Annotated in this window: 15 protein-coding genes; 6 read left to right on the forward strand and 9 right to left on the reverse strand. The window is 71.7% G+C overall.

Going from position 1 to position 12928, the window contains the following annotated elements:
- The first annotated feature begins 90 nt into the window (after positions 1 to 90).
- The 4 genes from folE to ACX12L_RS06725 are packed head-to-tail and all read left to right on the forward strand — an operon-like array spanning position 91 to position 3001.
- A complete protein-coding gene (folE, locus tag ACX12L_RS06710) occupies positions 91 to 816 on the forward strand; it encodes a GTP cyclohydrolase I (RefSeq protein WP_459261900.1) in 726 nt (241 codons plus the stop codon).
- Between the two features lie 2 nt (positions 817 to 818).
- The gene (locus ACX12L_RS06715; protein WP_013517852.1) at positions 819 to 1241 is read left to right on the forward strand and encodes a BLUF domain-containing protein; all 423 of its coding nucleotides are present in this window, start codon (positions 819 to 821) and stop codon (positions 1239 to 1241) included.
- Positions 1242 to 1296: 55 nt separating this feature from the next.
- On the forward strand, positions 1297 to 2178 hold the full coding sequence (locus ACX12L_RS06720; RefSeq protein ID WP_459261901.1) for a DMT family transporter: 882 nt from the start codon (positions 1297 to 1299) through the stop codon (positions 2176 to 2178).
- A gap of 4 nt (positions 2179 to 2182) precedes the next feature.
- Positions 2183 to 3001 carry a DUF429 domain-containing protein gene (locus ACX12L_RS06725; protein WP_459261902.1) on the forward strand — a complete coding sequence of 273 codons (819 nt, stop codon included), beginning with the start codon at positions 2183 to 2185 and terminating at the stop codon, positions 2999 to 3001.
- Here the strand turns inward: ACX12L_RS06725 and ACX12L_RS06730 are convergent.
- Positions 2991 to 3602, reverse strand: coding sequence for a hypothetical protein (locus ACX12L_RS06730; protein ID WP_459261903.1), 612 nt, complete (start codon positions 3600 to 3602; stop codon positions 2991 to 2993). The two genes, ACX12L_RS06725 and ACX12L_RS06730, sit on opposite strands and share 11 nt — an antisense overlap.
- A gap of 58 nt (positions 3603 to 3660) precedes the next feature.
- Between ACX12L_RS06730 and ACX12L_RS06735 the strand changes: the two genes are divergently transcribed.
- Entirely contained in the window at positions 3661 to 4317 is a 657-nt protein-coding gene (locus ACX12L_RS06735; RefSeq protein ID WP_459261904.1) for a LysE family translocator, read from the forward strand.
- A 60-nt stretch (positions 4318 to 4377) separates the two neighbouring features.
- Here the strand turns inward: ACX12L_RS06735 and ACX12L_RS06740 are convergent, their stop codons facing one another.
- From ACX12L_RS06740 to ACX12L_RS06765, 6 genes are all read right to left on the reverse strand, one after another.
- Entirely contained in the window at positions 4378 to 5784 is a 1407-nt protein-coding gene (locus ACX12L_RS06740) for an amidase (RefSeq protein WP_459261905.1), read from the reverse strand.
- On the reverse strand, positions 5781 to 7271 hold the full coding sequence (locus tag ACX12L_RS06745) for an ABC transporter substrate-binding protein (protein ID WP_459261906.1): 1491 nt from the start codon (positions 7269 to 7271) through the stop codon (positions 5781 to 5783). The genes ACX12L_RS06740 and ACX12L_RS06745 overlap by 4 nt, the downstream gene beginning before the upstream one ends.
- Before the next feature lie 105 nt (positions 7272 to 7376).
- Positions 7377 to 8243 carry an ATP-binding cassette domain-containing protein gene (locus tag ACX12L_RS06750; protein ID WP_459261907.1) on the reverse strand — a complete coding sequence of 289 codons (867 nt, stop codon included), beginning with the start codon at positions 8241 to 8243 and terminating at the stop codon, positions 7377 to 7379.
- Positions 8240 to 9214: an ABC transporter ATP-binding protein gene (locus ACX12L_RS06755; protein ID WP_459261908.1), complete on the reverse strand. Its 975-nt coding sequence runs from the start codon at positions 9212 to 9214 to the stop codon at positions 8240 to 8242. Before ACX12L_RS06755 ends, ACX12L_RS06750 begins: the two co-directional genes overlap by 4 nt.
- 3 nt (positions 9215 to 9217) lie before the next feature.
- The gene (locus ACX12L_RS06760; RefSeq protein WP_459261909.1) at positions 9218 to 10081 is read right to left on the reverse strand and encodes an ABC transporter permease; all 864 of its coding nucleotides are present in this window, start codon (positions 10079 to 10081) and stop codon (positions 9218 to 9220) included.
- Positions 10078 to 11040: an ABC transporter permease gene (locus tag ACX12L_RS06765; protein WP_459261910.1), complete on the reverse strand. Its 963-nt coding sequence runs from the start codon at positions 11038 to 11040 to the stop codon at positions 10078 to 10080. The genes ACX12L_RS06760 and ACX12L_RS06765 overlap by 4 nt, the downstream gene beginning before the upstream one ends.
- A gap of 146 nt (positions 11041 to 11186) precedes the next feature.
- On the opposite strand from ACX12L_RS06765, the gene ACX12L_RS06770 reads away from it, so the two are divergent.
- Positions 11187 to 11444 carry a YfhL family 4Fe-4S dicluster ferredoxin gene (locus tag ACX12L_RS06770; protein ID WP_013517866.1) on the forward strand — a complete coding sequence of 86 codons (258 nt, stop codon included), beginning with the start codon at positions 11187 to 11189 and terminating at the stop codon, positions 11442 to 11444.
- Between the two features lie 69 nt (positions 11445 to 11513).
- Here ACX12L_RS06770 and pth read toward each other — a convergent pair whose 3' ends face one another.
- Both pth and ACX12L_RS06780 read right to left on the reverse strand, forming a co-directional pair.
- Positions 11514 to 12134, reverse strand: coding sequence for an aminoacyl-tRNA hydrolase (gene pth / locus ACX12L_RS06775; protein WP_459261911.1), 621 nt, complete (start codon positions 12132 to 12134; stop codon positions 11514 to 11516).
- A gap of 95 nt (positions 12135 to 12229) precedes the next feature.
- Positions 12230 to 12856, reverse strand: a complete 627-nt coding sequence (locus ACX12L_RS06780) for a 50S ribosomal protein L25/general stress protein Ctc (RefSeq protein WP_459261912.1) — start codon at positions 12854 to 12856, stop codon at positions 12230 to 12232.
- Positions 12857 to 12928: the final 72 nt, after the last annotated feature.

Consider the following 12928-nt stretch of genomic DNA (forward strand, 5'->3'; position numbering starts at 1 on the left):
TTTGCATAGCTGCCAGCGCTTGATGGATAAGCGCCAGGGCCATGAAACAGGCATGAAGCCGGGATCGACGTTCGCTGTTACCATGCCGCCATGTCTTCAGAACCTGTAGCACCCACCAATGCCGGCGAGCCGGACGAGGGCACGCCCGTTTCCGTCAAGATCCGCGAGCGGCTGACCGCGGCGCGCCGGCGCTTCCATGCCAACGACAACATCGCCGAGTTCATAGAGCCGGGCGAGCTGGAGCTGCTGCTCGACGAGGTCGAGGCCAGGATGCAGGGCGTGCTCGACAGCATGGTCATCGACACGGCCGGAGACCACAACACCCAGGACACCGCGCGCCGCGTGGCCAAGATGTACCTGAACGAGGTGTTCAAGGGCCGCTACGTGCACCCGCCCACGATCACCGAGTTTCCGAACGCCGAGCACCTGAACGAGCTCATGATCGTCGGCCCGATCACCGTGCGCAGCGCCTGCAGCCACCATTTCTGCCCCGTGATCGGCAAGATCTGGATCGGCGTGCTGCCCAACGAGCACACCAACGTCATCGGCCTGTCCAAGTACGCGCGGCTGGTGGACTGGGTCATGGGCCGGCCGCAGATCCAGGAGGAGGCCGTGGTGCAGCTCGCCGACCTGATCATGGAGAAGACCCAGCCCGACGGCCTGGCCATCGTCATGGAGGCCAGCCACTTCTGCATGTCCTGGCGCGGCGTGCGCGAGATGGACAGCAAGATGATCAACTCCGTGATGCGCGGCGTGTTCCTCACCAACTCCACGCTGCGCCGCGAATTCCTGGCACTCATCCCTGGGAGGAACTGACCATGCTGGTTCGCCTGCTCTACGTCAGCCGCGCGGTGGATACATCGCCCGCGGCCATCGAGGCCATCCTCACGCAATCGCGCCTGCACAACCCGGCCAGCGGCATCACCGGCGTGCTGTGCTATGGCGGCGGCATCTTCCTGCAGGCCATAGAGGGCGGCCGCACGGCCGTGAGCGAGCTCTACGGCCACATCCAGCGCGACGAGCGCCACAAGGACGTGGAGCTGCTGGCCTTCGAGGAAATCTGCGAGCGCCGCTTCGGCGGCTGGACCATGGGGCACGTGAACCTGGCCAAGCTCAACCATTCCATCGTCCTCAAGTACTCCGAGAAGCCCGAGTTCGACCCTTACATGACCTCGGGCAAGGTGTCGTTCGCGCTGCTCGAGGAATTGATGGCTACCGCCAGCATCATCGGCAGGGCCTGACCCCCACCGCACACCCTGAACGCCGCAGCCGAGGCGCTGCGGTGGCGGGTCCTTCATGTCACTCAACGCCTTCGCCCTGATCATCGTCGCGGGGCTCATCCACGCCATCTGGAACATCGCCGCCAAGAAGGCCGGCGGGGACGCGCGCTTCGCCTTCTTCACCGCGGTGCTGATGATGCTGGTGTGGGCGCCGCTGGGCTGGTGGCTGGGGCGGTCCGCCGTGCCGCTGTGGGGCGCGCGCGAGTGGGGCATCGTGGCGCTCAGCGGCGTGCTGCACGTGCTGTACTACGTGGTGCTGCTGCGCGGCTACCGCAAGGCCGACCTCACGGTGGTCTACCCGCTGGCGCGCGGCACGGGGCCGCTGCTCAGCGCGCTGGTGGCCGTCACGCTGCTGGGCGAGCGGTTGTCGGCCCTGGGCGCCTTCGGGATCGCGGGCGTGGTGGGCGGCGTGTTCCTGATCGCCGGGGGGCCGGGCCTGCTGCGCGCGGCGCACGATCCGCAGGCGCGCCGGCGCGTGCGCAAAGGCATGCTGTACGGCGTGCTCACCGGCGTGTTCATCGCCGGCTACACGGTGGTGGACGGCTACGCGGTCAAGGCCATGCTGCTGTCGCCCATCCTGGTCGACTACATGGGCAACATCGTGCGCGTACTGCTGCTCGCGCCCGTGGCCCTGCGCGACCGCGCGGAACTTACGCGCCTGTGGGCCGCGCAGTGGCGCTTCGCGCTGCTGGTGGCGGCCGTGAGCCCCGTCGCCTACGTGCTGGTGCTGTTCGCCATGCAGACCGCGCCCCTGTCCCACGTGGCGCCGGCGCGCGAGGTCTCGATGCTGTTCGCCGCGCTCATCGGCGGGCACCTGCTGGGCGAGGGCGACCGCGCGGCGCGCCTGGGCGGCGCGCTGCTGATCGCGGCCGGCGTGGCGGCGCTGGGGCTGGGGTAGGCCCATGCTGCTGGCCGGTTGCGACTTCTCCAGCAGCCCCGGGCCGCGCAAGCCCATCGTGCTGGCGCTCGGCGCCCTGGAGGGCGCGCAGGTGGCGCTGCACGGCCTGCGGCGCTTCGACACGCTGGCCGCGTTCGGCCAGTGGCTCGCGCTGCCGGGCGACTGGGTGGGCGGCTTCGACCTGCCGTTCGGCCTGCCGCGCGCGCTGGTGGCGGAGCTGGGCTGGCCGCTCGCGTGGCCGGAATGCATGCGGCACTACCGGAGCCTGACGCGCGCGCAGATCCGCGAGGCGTTCGCCGCCTTCTGCGCCGCGCGCCCCGCGGGCGCCAAGTTCGCGCACCGCGCGACCGACGGGCCCGCGGGCTCCAGCCCGTCGATGAAGTGGGTGAACCCGCCCGTGGCCTACATGCTGCACGCGGGCGTGCCGCTGCTGCTGGATGCGGGCGTGCACCTGCCCGGCCTGCACGATGGCGATGCGCGCCGCGTGGCGCTGGAGGCCTACCCCGGCCTGCTGGCGCGCGAGCTGATCGGCCGGCGCAGCTACAAGAGCGACGACCCGCGCCGGCACACGCCCGAGCGCCTGGCGGCGCGCGCCGACCTGCTGGCGGGCCTGGAGCGGGGTGCCACGCGCCTGGGCCTGCGCCTGGCGGCCGCGCCGCCGCTGCGCGACGCCCTGCTGCACGACGCCAGCGGCGACGGCCTGGACGCGGCGCTGTGCCTCGTGCAGGCCGGCTGGGCGCTGCGCCGGCGGCGGCTGGGCGATGCGCGCTACGGCCTGCCCGCGGACATGGACCCGCTCGAAGGCTGGATCGTCACCGCGTAGGGCCGAGCAGTTTCTCGTACTCCGCGCGCGTCTCGGGCGAGACCGAGGCCAGGATCTGCGCGTAGGGCGTCTGGTGGCGCGCCAGCATGCGCGCCGAGGCCACGGCCCTGGACTTGCAGAACCAGTGGCAGCTGTGCTGCATCAGCAGCAGCTCGGCCGTCATCGTGAAGGCCTTGTCGCGCGGCGCCAGCGCCGCATCGTTGCGCGCCGTGCGGGCGATGCCGCGCGCGTGGATGGCCAGGGCTTCGCGCATGTCGAACGACGCGCCGGGAAAGAGCTGCAGCGCGAACGGCAGCCCCACCGGCAGCAGGCTCACGCGCGCCTGCTGCGCGGGCACGTGGCGGAAATCGGCCGCCAGGCGCTCGAACTGCTCGCACAGCTGCGCCTCGTTGCCCTCCAGCATGCGCAGCACCTGGGTGCGGCGCTCGGCGTCGGGCTCGCCCATGGCGCGCAGGTAGCCCTGGATGAGCGTTTCCATCAGCCGCTCGATCTGGTAGGGCCGCAGGTGCCGGCCCAGCAGCGCGATGCGCTGGCGCTGCTGCTGGGCGTTGAACAGGAAGAGCCCGGTGGCGGCCAGGGCCAGTATGAGAAGAAGATCCATGAGACCGAACGAATTGAAGGCGGGCGAAGGCCCCGATTGTGGGGGCACAATTGCCGCCATGCCTTCGATCGAAACCCTCGCCGCCTTCTTCGGTGTTTCCGCGCTGCTGGCGCTCACGCCCGGGCCCGACAACATCTTCGTGCTGCTGCAGTCGGCGCAGCGCGGCTGGCGCGCCGGCATGTGCGTGGTGCTGGGCCTGTGCCTGGGGCTGGCGGGGCACACGGCGGCCGTGGCCCTGGGGCTGGCGGCGGTGTTCGCGGCCTCCAGCCTGGCGTTCACGGTCCTGAAGTTCTGCGGCGCGGCCTACCTGGCCTGGCTGGCCTGGTGCGCCCTGCGCGCACCCGCGGGTGCCGGCGATGCGCCGGCCCAGGGGGCCGCGCCGGCGGGCGACGGCCCTGCGGCCCGCGGCGGCGCGCTGCGCATGGTGGGGCGCGGCGTGGTGATGAACCTCACCAACCCCAAGGTGCTGGTGTTCTTCCTGGCCTTCCTGCCGCAGTTCGCCGACCCGGCGCGCGGCGCCATGGCGCAGCAGGTCATGGTGCTGGGCCTGGTGTTCATGCTGGCCACGTTCCTGGTGTTCGGTGCGGTCGCCTGCTTCTCGGGGGCGTTCGGCGCGCTGCTGCAGCGCTCGGTGCGCGCGCGGCTGCTGCTCAACCGCGTGGCCGGCCTGGTGTTCCTGGGCCTGGCGCTGCGGCTGGCGACGGCGCAGCGTTGATGCTCCTGGTTCGATAGCTGCCAGCGCTTGCTGGACAAGCTCTGGAGGCCGGTTTCGCTATCAATGGCGATCGGGCGGCTCGGGCCAGGGCCGCTGCGGGCCGCGCAGCTGCTCGAACGCATGGGCCACCTGCAGCACGCCCAGGTCGTCGAAGCGCCGGCCCGCGATCTGCAGGCCGATGGGCAGGCCGCCGCCGGTGTAGCCGCAGTTGACCGAGGCGGCGGGCTGCTCCGACATGTTGAACGGCACGGTGAAGGCGATGTGCTCCAGCGGCCGCAGCGGGTCGTCGGTGGGCGCGGGCAGCGCGGCCGCGAACGCGGGCATGGGCGCCACGGGCGAGAGCACGTAGTCGAACGGCGCGCAGGCGCGCACCGTGGCCACGCGCGTGGCGTGGAACTGCTGGCTGGACTCGAACACCTGCGGGCCCTCCAGGCCCGCGGCGCTCATGGCCCAGTCGCGGATGAAGGGCAGCACCTTGCCTTGCTGCTCGGGCGTGAGCGTGCGCAGGTCCATGAGCGAGCGCATGCGCCAGAAGTGGTCCATGCCGTCGAGCATGTGGCGCGTGAGGAAGGGGGGCATGGGCTCGATGGCGGCGCCCGCCTGCTCGAACAGGCGCGCGGCGGCCTCGACGGCGGCGCGCACCTGGGGATCGACGGGCAGGCCGCAGCCGGCGTCCAGCAGCAGGCCGATGCGCAGGCCGCGCAGGCGCCCGGGGCCCTGGCCGAAATCGTCCCACGCGATGGGCTGGGCCGGCAGGCTCATGCTGTCGCGCGCGTCGGGCGCGCTCAGCACCTGCATCATCAGGGCAGCGTCCTGCACGGTGCGCGTCATGGGACCGGCGGCGCGGCCGGTGTAGGGCGGGTCGATGGGGATGCGCCCCAGGCTGGGCTTGAGGCCGAAGACGCCGCACCAGCCGGCGGGCAGGCGGATGGAGCCGCCGATGTCGGTGCCCACGTGCAGCGGGCCGTAGCCGGCCGCCGCCGCGGCGCCCGCGCCGGCGCTCGATCCGCCGGGGCCCTTGGAGAGGTCCCACGGATTGCGCGCGAGCGCGTGGAACGACGACAGGCCCGAGGACAGCATGCCGTAGTCGGGCATGGTGGTCTTGCAGACGATGACGGCGCCGGCCTCGCGCAGCCGCGCGGCGGGCGGCGCGTCGGCCTGGGCGGGCACCAGGGGCGTGGCGGCCGTGCCCAGCGGCGTGGGGTCGCCCCGGGTGGCGATGTTGTCCTTGACGGTGGCGGGCACGCCGTCCAGCGGGCCGCAGGGCGCGCCGCGCAGCCACCGCGCCTCGCTGGCGCGGGCCTGGGCCAGGGCTTCTTCGGGGCGCAGCAGGTACGTGGCGTGCAGGTGCGGCTCCCAGCGCGCGATATGGTCCAGCACCGACTGCGCGGCTTCCACGGGCGAGAGGCTGCGCGCGCGGTAGGCGGCCAGCAGCGCGCTGGCGGACAGGTCGTGCGGCGCGCTCATGACCAGGAGAGGACGGAGAGGTCGTTGACGAAGACCGGCATGTCCTTCCACAGCCCGCGCAGGCTCTTGTTCGCCACCGTGACCCACTGCGGCTGGTACAGGAAGGCGTGCACCGCGTCCTCGGCCAGCAGGCGCTGGGCGTCGCCCAGCAGGCGCGCGCGGTCGGCGGGGCGGGCGGCGTTCTTGATCTTGTCGTAGAGCTGGTCGAACTGCGCGGAGTGGTAGCCCCAGTAGTAGTCGGGCTTGGCGAAGTTGCTCAGGTCGAAGGGCTCCACGTGCGAGATCAGCGTCAGGTCGTAGTTCTTGGCGCCGTAGGTGCCCGAGAGCCACTGCGCCCATTCCACGTTCTGCAGCCTGGCCGTGATGCCGATCTTGGCCAGCTGGGCCGCGATGACCTCGCCGCCCTGGCGCGCGTAGGGCGCGGGCGGCAGCGTCATGGTGAGCGTGAGCGGGGTCTTCACGCCGGCCTCGGCCAGCAGTTTCCTGGCCTTACCGGGGTCGTAGGGGTTGATGCCCGTGGTGTCCACGTAGCCGAAGGCGCCGGGCACGTAGTGGCTGCCGATGGGCACGCCCAGCCCGTCGGCCGCGCCCTGGATGACGGCCTTGCGGTCGATGGCCGCGGCGATGGCGCGGCGCACGCGCACGTCGTCCAGGGGCTTCTTCGCGTTGTTGATGGCCAGGATGGTCTTGGCGCGCGAGCCGCTCACGATGACCTGGAAGCGCGGGTCGCCCTTGAACTGCGCCATGCTGCGCGGCGTGACGCGCGCGAAGGCGTCCACGTCGCCCGCGAGCAGCGCGGCCACCTGCGCGGCCGGGTCGGGGATGAAGCGGAACGTGGCGCGGCGGACCTTGAGCTGCGCCGCCTGGCGCCAGCCAGGCCAGGCCGTGAGCGCGATGGAGGCGCCGCGGCTCCAGGCCCCGAGCTGGTAGGGGCCCGTGCCCACGGGCTTGGAGGCGTTGGTGGCGGCGCTCTTGGGCTCGACGATGATGGCCGTGGCCTGGCCGAGCAGGAACAGCAGGTCGGGGTCTATGTCCTTGTTGATGAGCACCACCGTGTGCGTGTCCACCACCTGGGTGGAGAGGTTGGCGAAGGTGCGCTTGTCCTTGTTGGTGCTCTTGTCGCCGCCCGCGCGGTCGAACGAGAACTTGACGGCCGCGGCGTCGAAGGGCTCGCCGTTCTGGAACGTGACGCCCTTGCGCAGCCGGAAGGTGTAGGTCCTGAGGTCGGGCGAGACCTCCCAGCTCTCGGCCAGCAGGGGCGAGACGCTGCCGTCGGGGTTGATCTTGGTGAGCGTCTCGTAGATGTTGTAGAGCGTGACCTCGGCGATCGAGGAGGCCGCGCCGGCCGTCGGGTCCAGCCCCGGCGGCTCCAGCACCAGCGCCAGCGTGACGGAGTCCTTCTTGCCCTGCGCGAGCGCGTGCAGCGGCGTGGCCAGCGCTGCGGTGGCCAGGGCGCCGGAGGCGAGGGCGGTGCGGCGGGTGAGCATGGGCGGTGTCTCCTCGGTTGAATGGAATGTTGGAAGAATGGGGAACGCCTGCCGTTGTACTACAGCGGGCGCACTCGCGCGGCCGGTCAGATCGTGAACACGTTCTCAGGTCATGGGCGCGTCGAGCCGCGGCACGGCCGCCACCAGCGCCTGGGTGTAGGGGTGGCCGGGCGCGCCGAACAGCGCCTGCGGCGCGCCGCGCTCCACCACGGTGCCCTGGTGCAGCACCAGCACCTCGTCGCACAGGTGCTGGACCACGGCCAGGTCGTGGCTGATGAGCAGGAAGGTGACGCCCAGGCGCTCCTGCAGGTCCTGCAGCAGGTTGAGCACCTGGGCCTGCACCGACACGTCCAGCGCGCTCACGGGCTCGTCGGCCACGATCAGGCGCGGGTGCGTGATGAGCGCGCGCGCGATGGCGATGCGCTGGCGCTGGCCGCCCGAGAACTCGTGCGGGTACTTGTGCGCATCGCCCGCGCGCAGGCCCACCTGGGCCAGCACCTCGGCGGCGCGCTCGCGCAGCTCGGCCCGCGTGGCGCGCTCCAGCGCCTGCAGCGGCTCGGCCACGATGCGCTCGACCGTCTGGCGCGGGTCCAGCGAGCCGTAGGGGTCCTGGAACACCATCTGGAAGTCGCGCCGCGCGGCGCGCAGCGCGGGCGCGGACAGGCGGTGCAGGTCGCGCCCCAGCAGCTCCACGGTGCCGGCGCTGGGCGTGTCCAGCGCCATCACCAGCCGCGCCAGCGTGGACTTGCCCGAGCCCGATTCGCCCACCACGCCCAGGCTGCGGCCCGCGGCGACGTCGAAGCTCACGCCCTGCAGCGCGGCCAGCTGCGCGCGCGGCCCCATGAGCCGCGTGCGCGGCAGCGGGTAGTTGCGCCGCAAGTCGCGCACGCGCAGCAGCGGTGTTTCATCGTCAAATCGGCCTGCAGCGCCCGTGGATGAAGCGCCAGCAGCTATTTTTTCAATAGTGTTCATGGCGCTTCTCCCAGGCGTATGCAGCGCGCCTCGTGGTCCGCGCCCAGGGCCACGGCCGGCGGCAGGGCGGTGTGGCAGGCGGCGATGGTGCGCGGGCAGCGCCCGGCGAACGGGCAGCCCGGGGGCAGGTCGGCCAGCTCGGGCACGGTGCCGGCGATGGTGGGCAGGCGCGCGCCGGGCACGCGCGCCGTGCCGAACTGCGGGCGCGCGGCGAACAGGCCCTGGGTGTAGGGATGGGCCTGCGCGCCGAACACGGCGCGCGTGGGGCCGCTCTCCACCACCGTGCCGCCGTACATCACCAGCGTGCGCCGCACGGTCTGCGCGATCACGCCCAGGTCGTGCGAGATCAGGACCAGCGCCATGCCGCGCTCGGCCACCAGGCCACGGATCAGCTCCAGGATCTGGCGCTGCAGCGTCACGTCCAGCGCCGTGGTGGGCTCGTCGGCGATGAGCAGGTCGGGCCCGCAGGCCAGCGCCATGGCGATGGTGATGCGCTGGCGCTGCCCGCCCGAGAACTGGTGCGGGTAGGCACCGAGGCGCTGCGCCGCCTGGGCGATGCCCACGCGCTCCAGCAGCGCGATGGCCTCGGCGCGCGCCTGGCGCGCCGTCAGGCCCTGGTGCAGGCGCAGCGGCTCGGCCACCTGGCGGCCTATGGAGTGCACGGGGTTGAGCGCCGTCATGGGCTCCTGGAACACCATGGCCATGCGGTTGCCGCGCAGGCGGCACAGCGCCCTGTCGTCCAGGCCCAGCAGTTCCTGCCCGTCGAAGCGGATGCTGCCCGAAGCCTGCGCGCCCTCGGGCAGCAGGCCCATGAGCGCCAGCGCCGTGAGCGACTTGCCGCAGCCCGACTCGCCGATCAGCCCCAGCGTATCGCCGCGCGCGAGCGAGAAGTCCAGCCCGCGCACGGCCAGCGCCCTGCCGCGCCGCGTGGGCAGGCTGATGCGCAGGCCGGAGACTTCGAGCAGCGCCATTGGTCAGCGCTCCCTGGCCAGGCGCGGGTCCAGCAGGTCGCGCAGGCCGTCGCCCAGCAGGTTCAGGCCCAGCACCGCCAGCGCGATCGCCACGCCGGGCCACACGGCCAGCAGCGGGGCCTGGAACATCAGCGTCTGCGCCTCGGCCAGCATGCGGCCCCAGGACGGCTGGGGCGGCTGCGTGCCCAGGCCCAGGTACGAGAGCGCCGCCTCGGCCAGTATCGCCAGCGCGAACTGGATCGTGGCCTGCACGATGAGCACCGAGGCGATGTTGGGCAGCACATGCTCGACGGTGATGCGCCACGGCCCCTTGCCGCAGGCGCGCGCGGCCAGGATGAACTCGCGCGCCCACACGGCCCGGGCCGATGCGCGCGTGACGCGCGCGAACGTCGGCACGTAGAAGATGCCGATGGCGATGATGGCGGTGACGATGCCCGGCCCGAACACGGCCGTGAGCATGATGGCCAGCAGCAGCGCCGGGAACGCGAACGTGAAGTCCGCCAGGCGCATCACGGCCTCCTCCACCCAGCCGCCACGCGCGGCGGCCAGCAGGCCCAGCGCCGCGCCCAGCGCCAGGCCGATGCCCACGGCGATCACGCCCACCAGGATGGAACTGCGCGCGCCCACGAGCAGCAGCGAGGCCACGTCGCGCCCGTAGGCGTCGGTGCCCAGCCAGTGCCGCGCGCCCGGGGGCTGCAGCACGGCGTCCATGGCCATGTCGTACGGCGGCCAGGGCGTCCAGGCCAGCGAGAGCGCGGCCGCGGCCAGCAGCAGCGCCGTGAGCGCCGCGCCGATCATGAGGCTGCGGTGGCGCAGCGCGCGCCGCCAGAAGCCCGGCGCGGGGGCGGGGGACGGCAGGGCGCTCATGGGGCGCGCGCCTTCACGCGCGGGTCTATGGCCGCGTACAGCAGATCGACCACGAAGTTCACCAGCACCACCATGGCCGCCAGCAGCATCACGCAGTTGCGCACCACGACCAGGTCGCGGTTGGCGATGGACTGGAAAATCAGCCGCCCCAGGCCCGGCAGGTAGAACACGTTCTCCACCACGATAGTGCCGGCCAGCAGGTTGGCGAACTGCAGGCCCATCACCGTGACCACGGGGATCATGGCGTTGCGCAGCACATGGCCCCAGAGCGCGGCGCGCCGCGTGAGGCCCTTGGCGCGCGCGGTGCGCACGAAGTCCTCGCGCAACACGTCGAGCACGGCCGAGCGCGTGATGCGCGCCAGGATGGCCGCCTGCACCACGGCCAGCGCCAGGGCCGGCAGCAGCAGCGCCTTGAGCGCCGGCAGGATGCCGCCGCCGCCCTCGGCGCTCCAGCCCGGGAAGCCGCCGGCCGAGAACCACTGCAGCTTCACCGAGAACAGCAGGATCAGCAGGATGGCGAACCAGAAGTTGGGAATCGCGATGCCGACCTGCGCCAGCCCCATCACGCCCCAGTCGCCCAGGCGGCCGTGGCGCGCGGCGGCGTACACGCCCGCGGCCAGGGCCAGCGCGCAGGTGAGCAGCATGGCCAGCAGGGCCAGCGGAACGGTCAGGGCCAGGCGCTCGGCGATCAGGTCCAGCACCGGCGCGCTGTAGGCGTGGCTGTCGCCCAGCCGCCCCGTGAGCAGGCCGGCCATCCACTGGCCGTAGCGCACCAGGGCCGGCTGGTCCAGGCCCAGCTGCGCGGCCAGCGCGGCCACGGCCTCGGGCGCGGCGTCGGGGCCCAGCAGCACCTGGGCCGCGTTGCCCGGCAGCACCTCCAGCACCACGAACACCACGGCCGAGGCGCCCAGCAGCGTCGCGATCAGCGTGACAAGGCGTTGGAGGACGAACGAGGCCATCGGCGGAATGTGGAGCGGCTATGTATGTGGGGGGCCCCGCAGCATAGCGGCAAAAACCGCGGCCGCATGCCGGCCATGGAGGCGTGCCCGCGTGCGAGGGCGGATAATCCGGCCATGCCGTTCACCCTCCCTAAGGACGCCGCGCCATGGCTCTGATGATCACGGACGAGTGCATCAACTGCGACGTCTGCGAGCCCGAATGCCCCAACCAGGCCATCTCGATGGGCGAGGAGCATTACGAGATCGAGCCGTCCAAATGCACCGAATGCGTGGGGCATTTCGACGAGCCCCAGTGCGTGGCCATCTGCCCCGTGGCCTGCATTCCCGTGGACCCGGCCCACAAGGAAGACCGCGAGACGCTGTGGCAGAAGTTCGAGCGCCTGCGCGCGGCGCAGTCTGCCTGATCAGGGTGTTTTTGGCATCCAGGGCTCGTCCAGCAAGCGCTGGCAGCTATCAATAAAGTAGTTGCGCTGTTACTCTGCATCGCCCTGCGGCGCAGGCCGCGGCGGCTTGGGGCGCGGCGGCTTGGTCGTGTGCACGAGCAGGGTGGCCTTGTCCATGTCGCCGGCCAGCATGGCGGGGTAGGCCTTGAGCGAATGGGCGATGCTGTCCTCGATCAGTGTGCGCTGGTCGGGCGCGGGCTTCTTCAGCACCCAGTTGATCACCTCGGCGCGCGCGCCCGGGTGGCCTATGCCGAGGCGCAGCCGCCAGTAGTCGCCGGTGCCCAGCTGGGCGTGGATGTCGCGCAGCCCGTTGTGGCCCGCGTGGCTGCCGCCGCGCTTGAGCTTGGCCTGGCCGGGCAGCAGGTCCAGCTCGTCGTGCACCACGAGGATTTCCTCGGGCGCGATCTTGAAGAAGCGCGCCAGGGCCGCCACCGACTTGCCCGACAGGTTCATGAAGGTCTGCGGCTGCAGCAGCCAGACGCCGTGGCCCGCGACGTTCGCGCGCGCCGCCAGGCCGTGGTAGCTGCGCTCGGGCGCCAGCACCACCTTGAGCTCGCGCGCCAGCGCGTCGATCCACCAGAAGCCCGCGTTGTGGCGCGTGGCCTCGTACTCCGGGCCGGGATTGCCCAGGCCGACAAACAGTTTGATCATGGCCGCGATTATCCGGGGGCTGAAAAGCCGACGGCCCACGCGAGGGTGGGCCGTCAGGGTGTGCCGCCCCTTGCGGGGCAGCGGCGAAGCAGTGCTTACTTCTTGCCCTTCTTGGCGGGGGCGGCTGCGGGAGCAGGGGCGGCGGAGGCGTCGGCCACCACCTCGGGCAGCTTGATCGACACCAGGGCGGGGTTCTTGTTGGAGCCGCGCACCACGATCTTCACGCCGTGGGGGATCTTCAGCGACTGCACGCCCGGGGCGGACTTGGAGGTCAGGCCGCTCAGGTCCACCGTGATGAACTCGGGCAGCTGCGAGGGCATGCACATCACGTCCACTTCGTGGATCAGGGGTGTGACGGTGCAGCCTTCTTCCTTCACGGCCGGCGAGCCTTCCAGGCCTTCGTAGTGCAGCGGCACCTTCAGGTGCACGCGGGTCTTGTCGTCCACGCGCTGGAAGTCCACGTGCAGCACCTGCTGCTTGAAGGGGTGGTACTGCACGTCGCGCAGCAGCACCTTGGTGACCTGGCCGCCCAGCTCCATGTCCAGGATGCTGGAGTGGAAGGCTTCCTTCTTCAGGGCGTGCCACAGGGCGTTGTGATCGAGTTCGATCTGTTGGGGCTCGGCGGCGCCGCCGTAGACGATGCCGGGGGTCTTGCCGGAAATACGCAGGCGGCGGCTCGCACCCGTACCTTGCTTGGCGCGCTCAAAAGCGACGAATTGCATGATGAAAACTCCTGATGGGACCGGCCGCGACCAGCCTGGCCCGCTGTTGAAAAAGACCCTATGCCCACCGGG

The organism is Alicycliphilus sp. T452 (assembly GCF_054512775.1).

What these genes read in the sequence shown, in the direction of transcription:
- folE (WP_459261900.1), top strand. Translation starts at nt 91, where the DNA reads ATGTCTTCAGAACCTGTAGCACCCACCAATGCCGGCGAGCCGGACGAG.
- ACX12L_RS06780 (WP_459261912.1), bottom strand. Translation starts at nt 12,856, where the DNA reads ATGCAATTCGTCGCTTTTGAGCGCGCCAAGCAAGGTACGGGTGCGAGC.
- ACX12L_RS06770 (WP_013517866.1), top strand. Translation starts at nt 11,187, where the DNA reads ATGGCTCTGATGATCACGGACGAGTGCATCAACTGCGACGTCTGCGAG.
- pth (WP_459261911.1), bottom strand. Translation starts at nt 12,134, where the DNA reads ATGATCAAACTGTTTGTCGGCCTGGGCAATCCCGGCCCGGAGTACGAG.
- ACX12L_RS06745 (WP_459261906.1), bottom strand. Translation starts at nt 7,271, where the DNA reads ATGCTCACCCGCCGCACCGCCCTCGCCTCCGGCGCCCTGGCCACCGCA.
- ACX12L_RS06760 (WP_459261909.1), bottom strand. Translation starts at nt 10,081, where the DNA reads ATGAGCGCCCTGCCGTCCCCCGCCCCCGCGCCGGGCTTCTGGCGGCGC.
- ACX12L_RS06750 (WP_459261907.1), bottom strand. Translation starts at nt 8,243, where the DNA reads ATGAACACTATTGAAAAAATAGCTGCTGGCGCTTCATCCACGGGCGCT.
- ACX12L_RS06725 (WP_459261902.1), top strand. Translation starts at nt 2,183, where the DNA reads ATGCTGCTGGCCGGTTGCGACTTCTCCAGCAGCCCCGGGCCGCGCAAG.
- ACX12L_RS06765 (WP_459261910.1), bottom strand. Translation starts at nt 11,040, where the DNA reads ATGGCCTCGTTCGTCCTCCAACGCCTTGTCACGCTGATCGCGACGCTG.
- ACX12L_RS06755 (WP_459261908.1), bottom strand. Translation starts at nt 9,214, where the DNA reads ATGGCGCTGCTCGAAGTCTCCGGCCTGCGCATCAGCCTGCCCACGCGG.
- ACX12L_RS06730 (WP_459261903.1), bottom strand. Translation starts at nt 3,602, where the DNA reads ATGGATCTTCTTCTCATACTGGCCCTGGCCGCCACCGGGCTCTTCCTG.
- ACX12L_RS06740 (WP_459261905.1), bottom strand. Translation starts at nt 5,784, where the DNA reads ATGAGCGCGCCGCACGACCTGTCCGCCAGCGCGCTGCTGGCCGCCTAC.
- ACX12L_RS06715 (WP_013517852.1), top strand. Translation starts at nt 819, where the DNA reads ATGCTGGTTCGCCTGCTCTACGTCAGCCGCGCGGTGGATACATCGCCC.
- ACX12L_RS06735 (WP_459261904.1), top strand. Translation starts at nt 3,661, where the DNA reads ATGCCTTCGATCGAAACCCTCGCCGCCTTCTTCGGTGTTTCCGCGCTG.
- ACX12L_RS06720 (WP_459261901.1), top strand. Translation starts at nt 1,297, where the DNA reads ATGTCACTCAACGCCTTCGCCCTGATCATCGTCGCGGGGCTCATCCAC.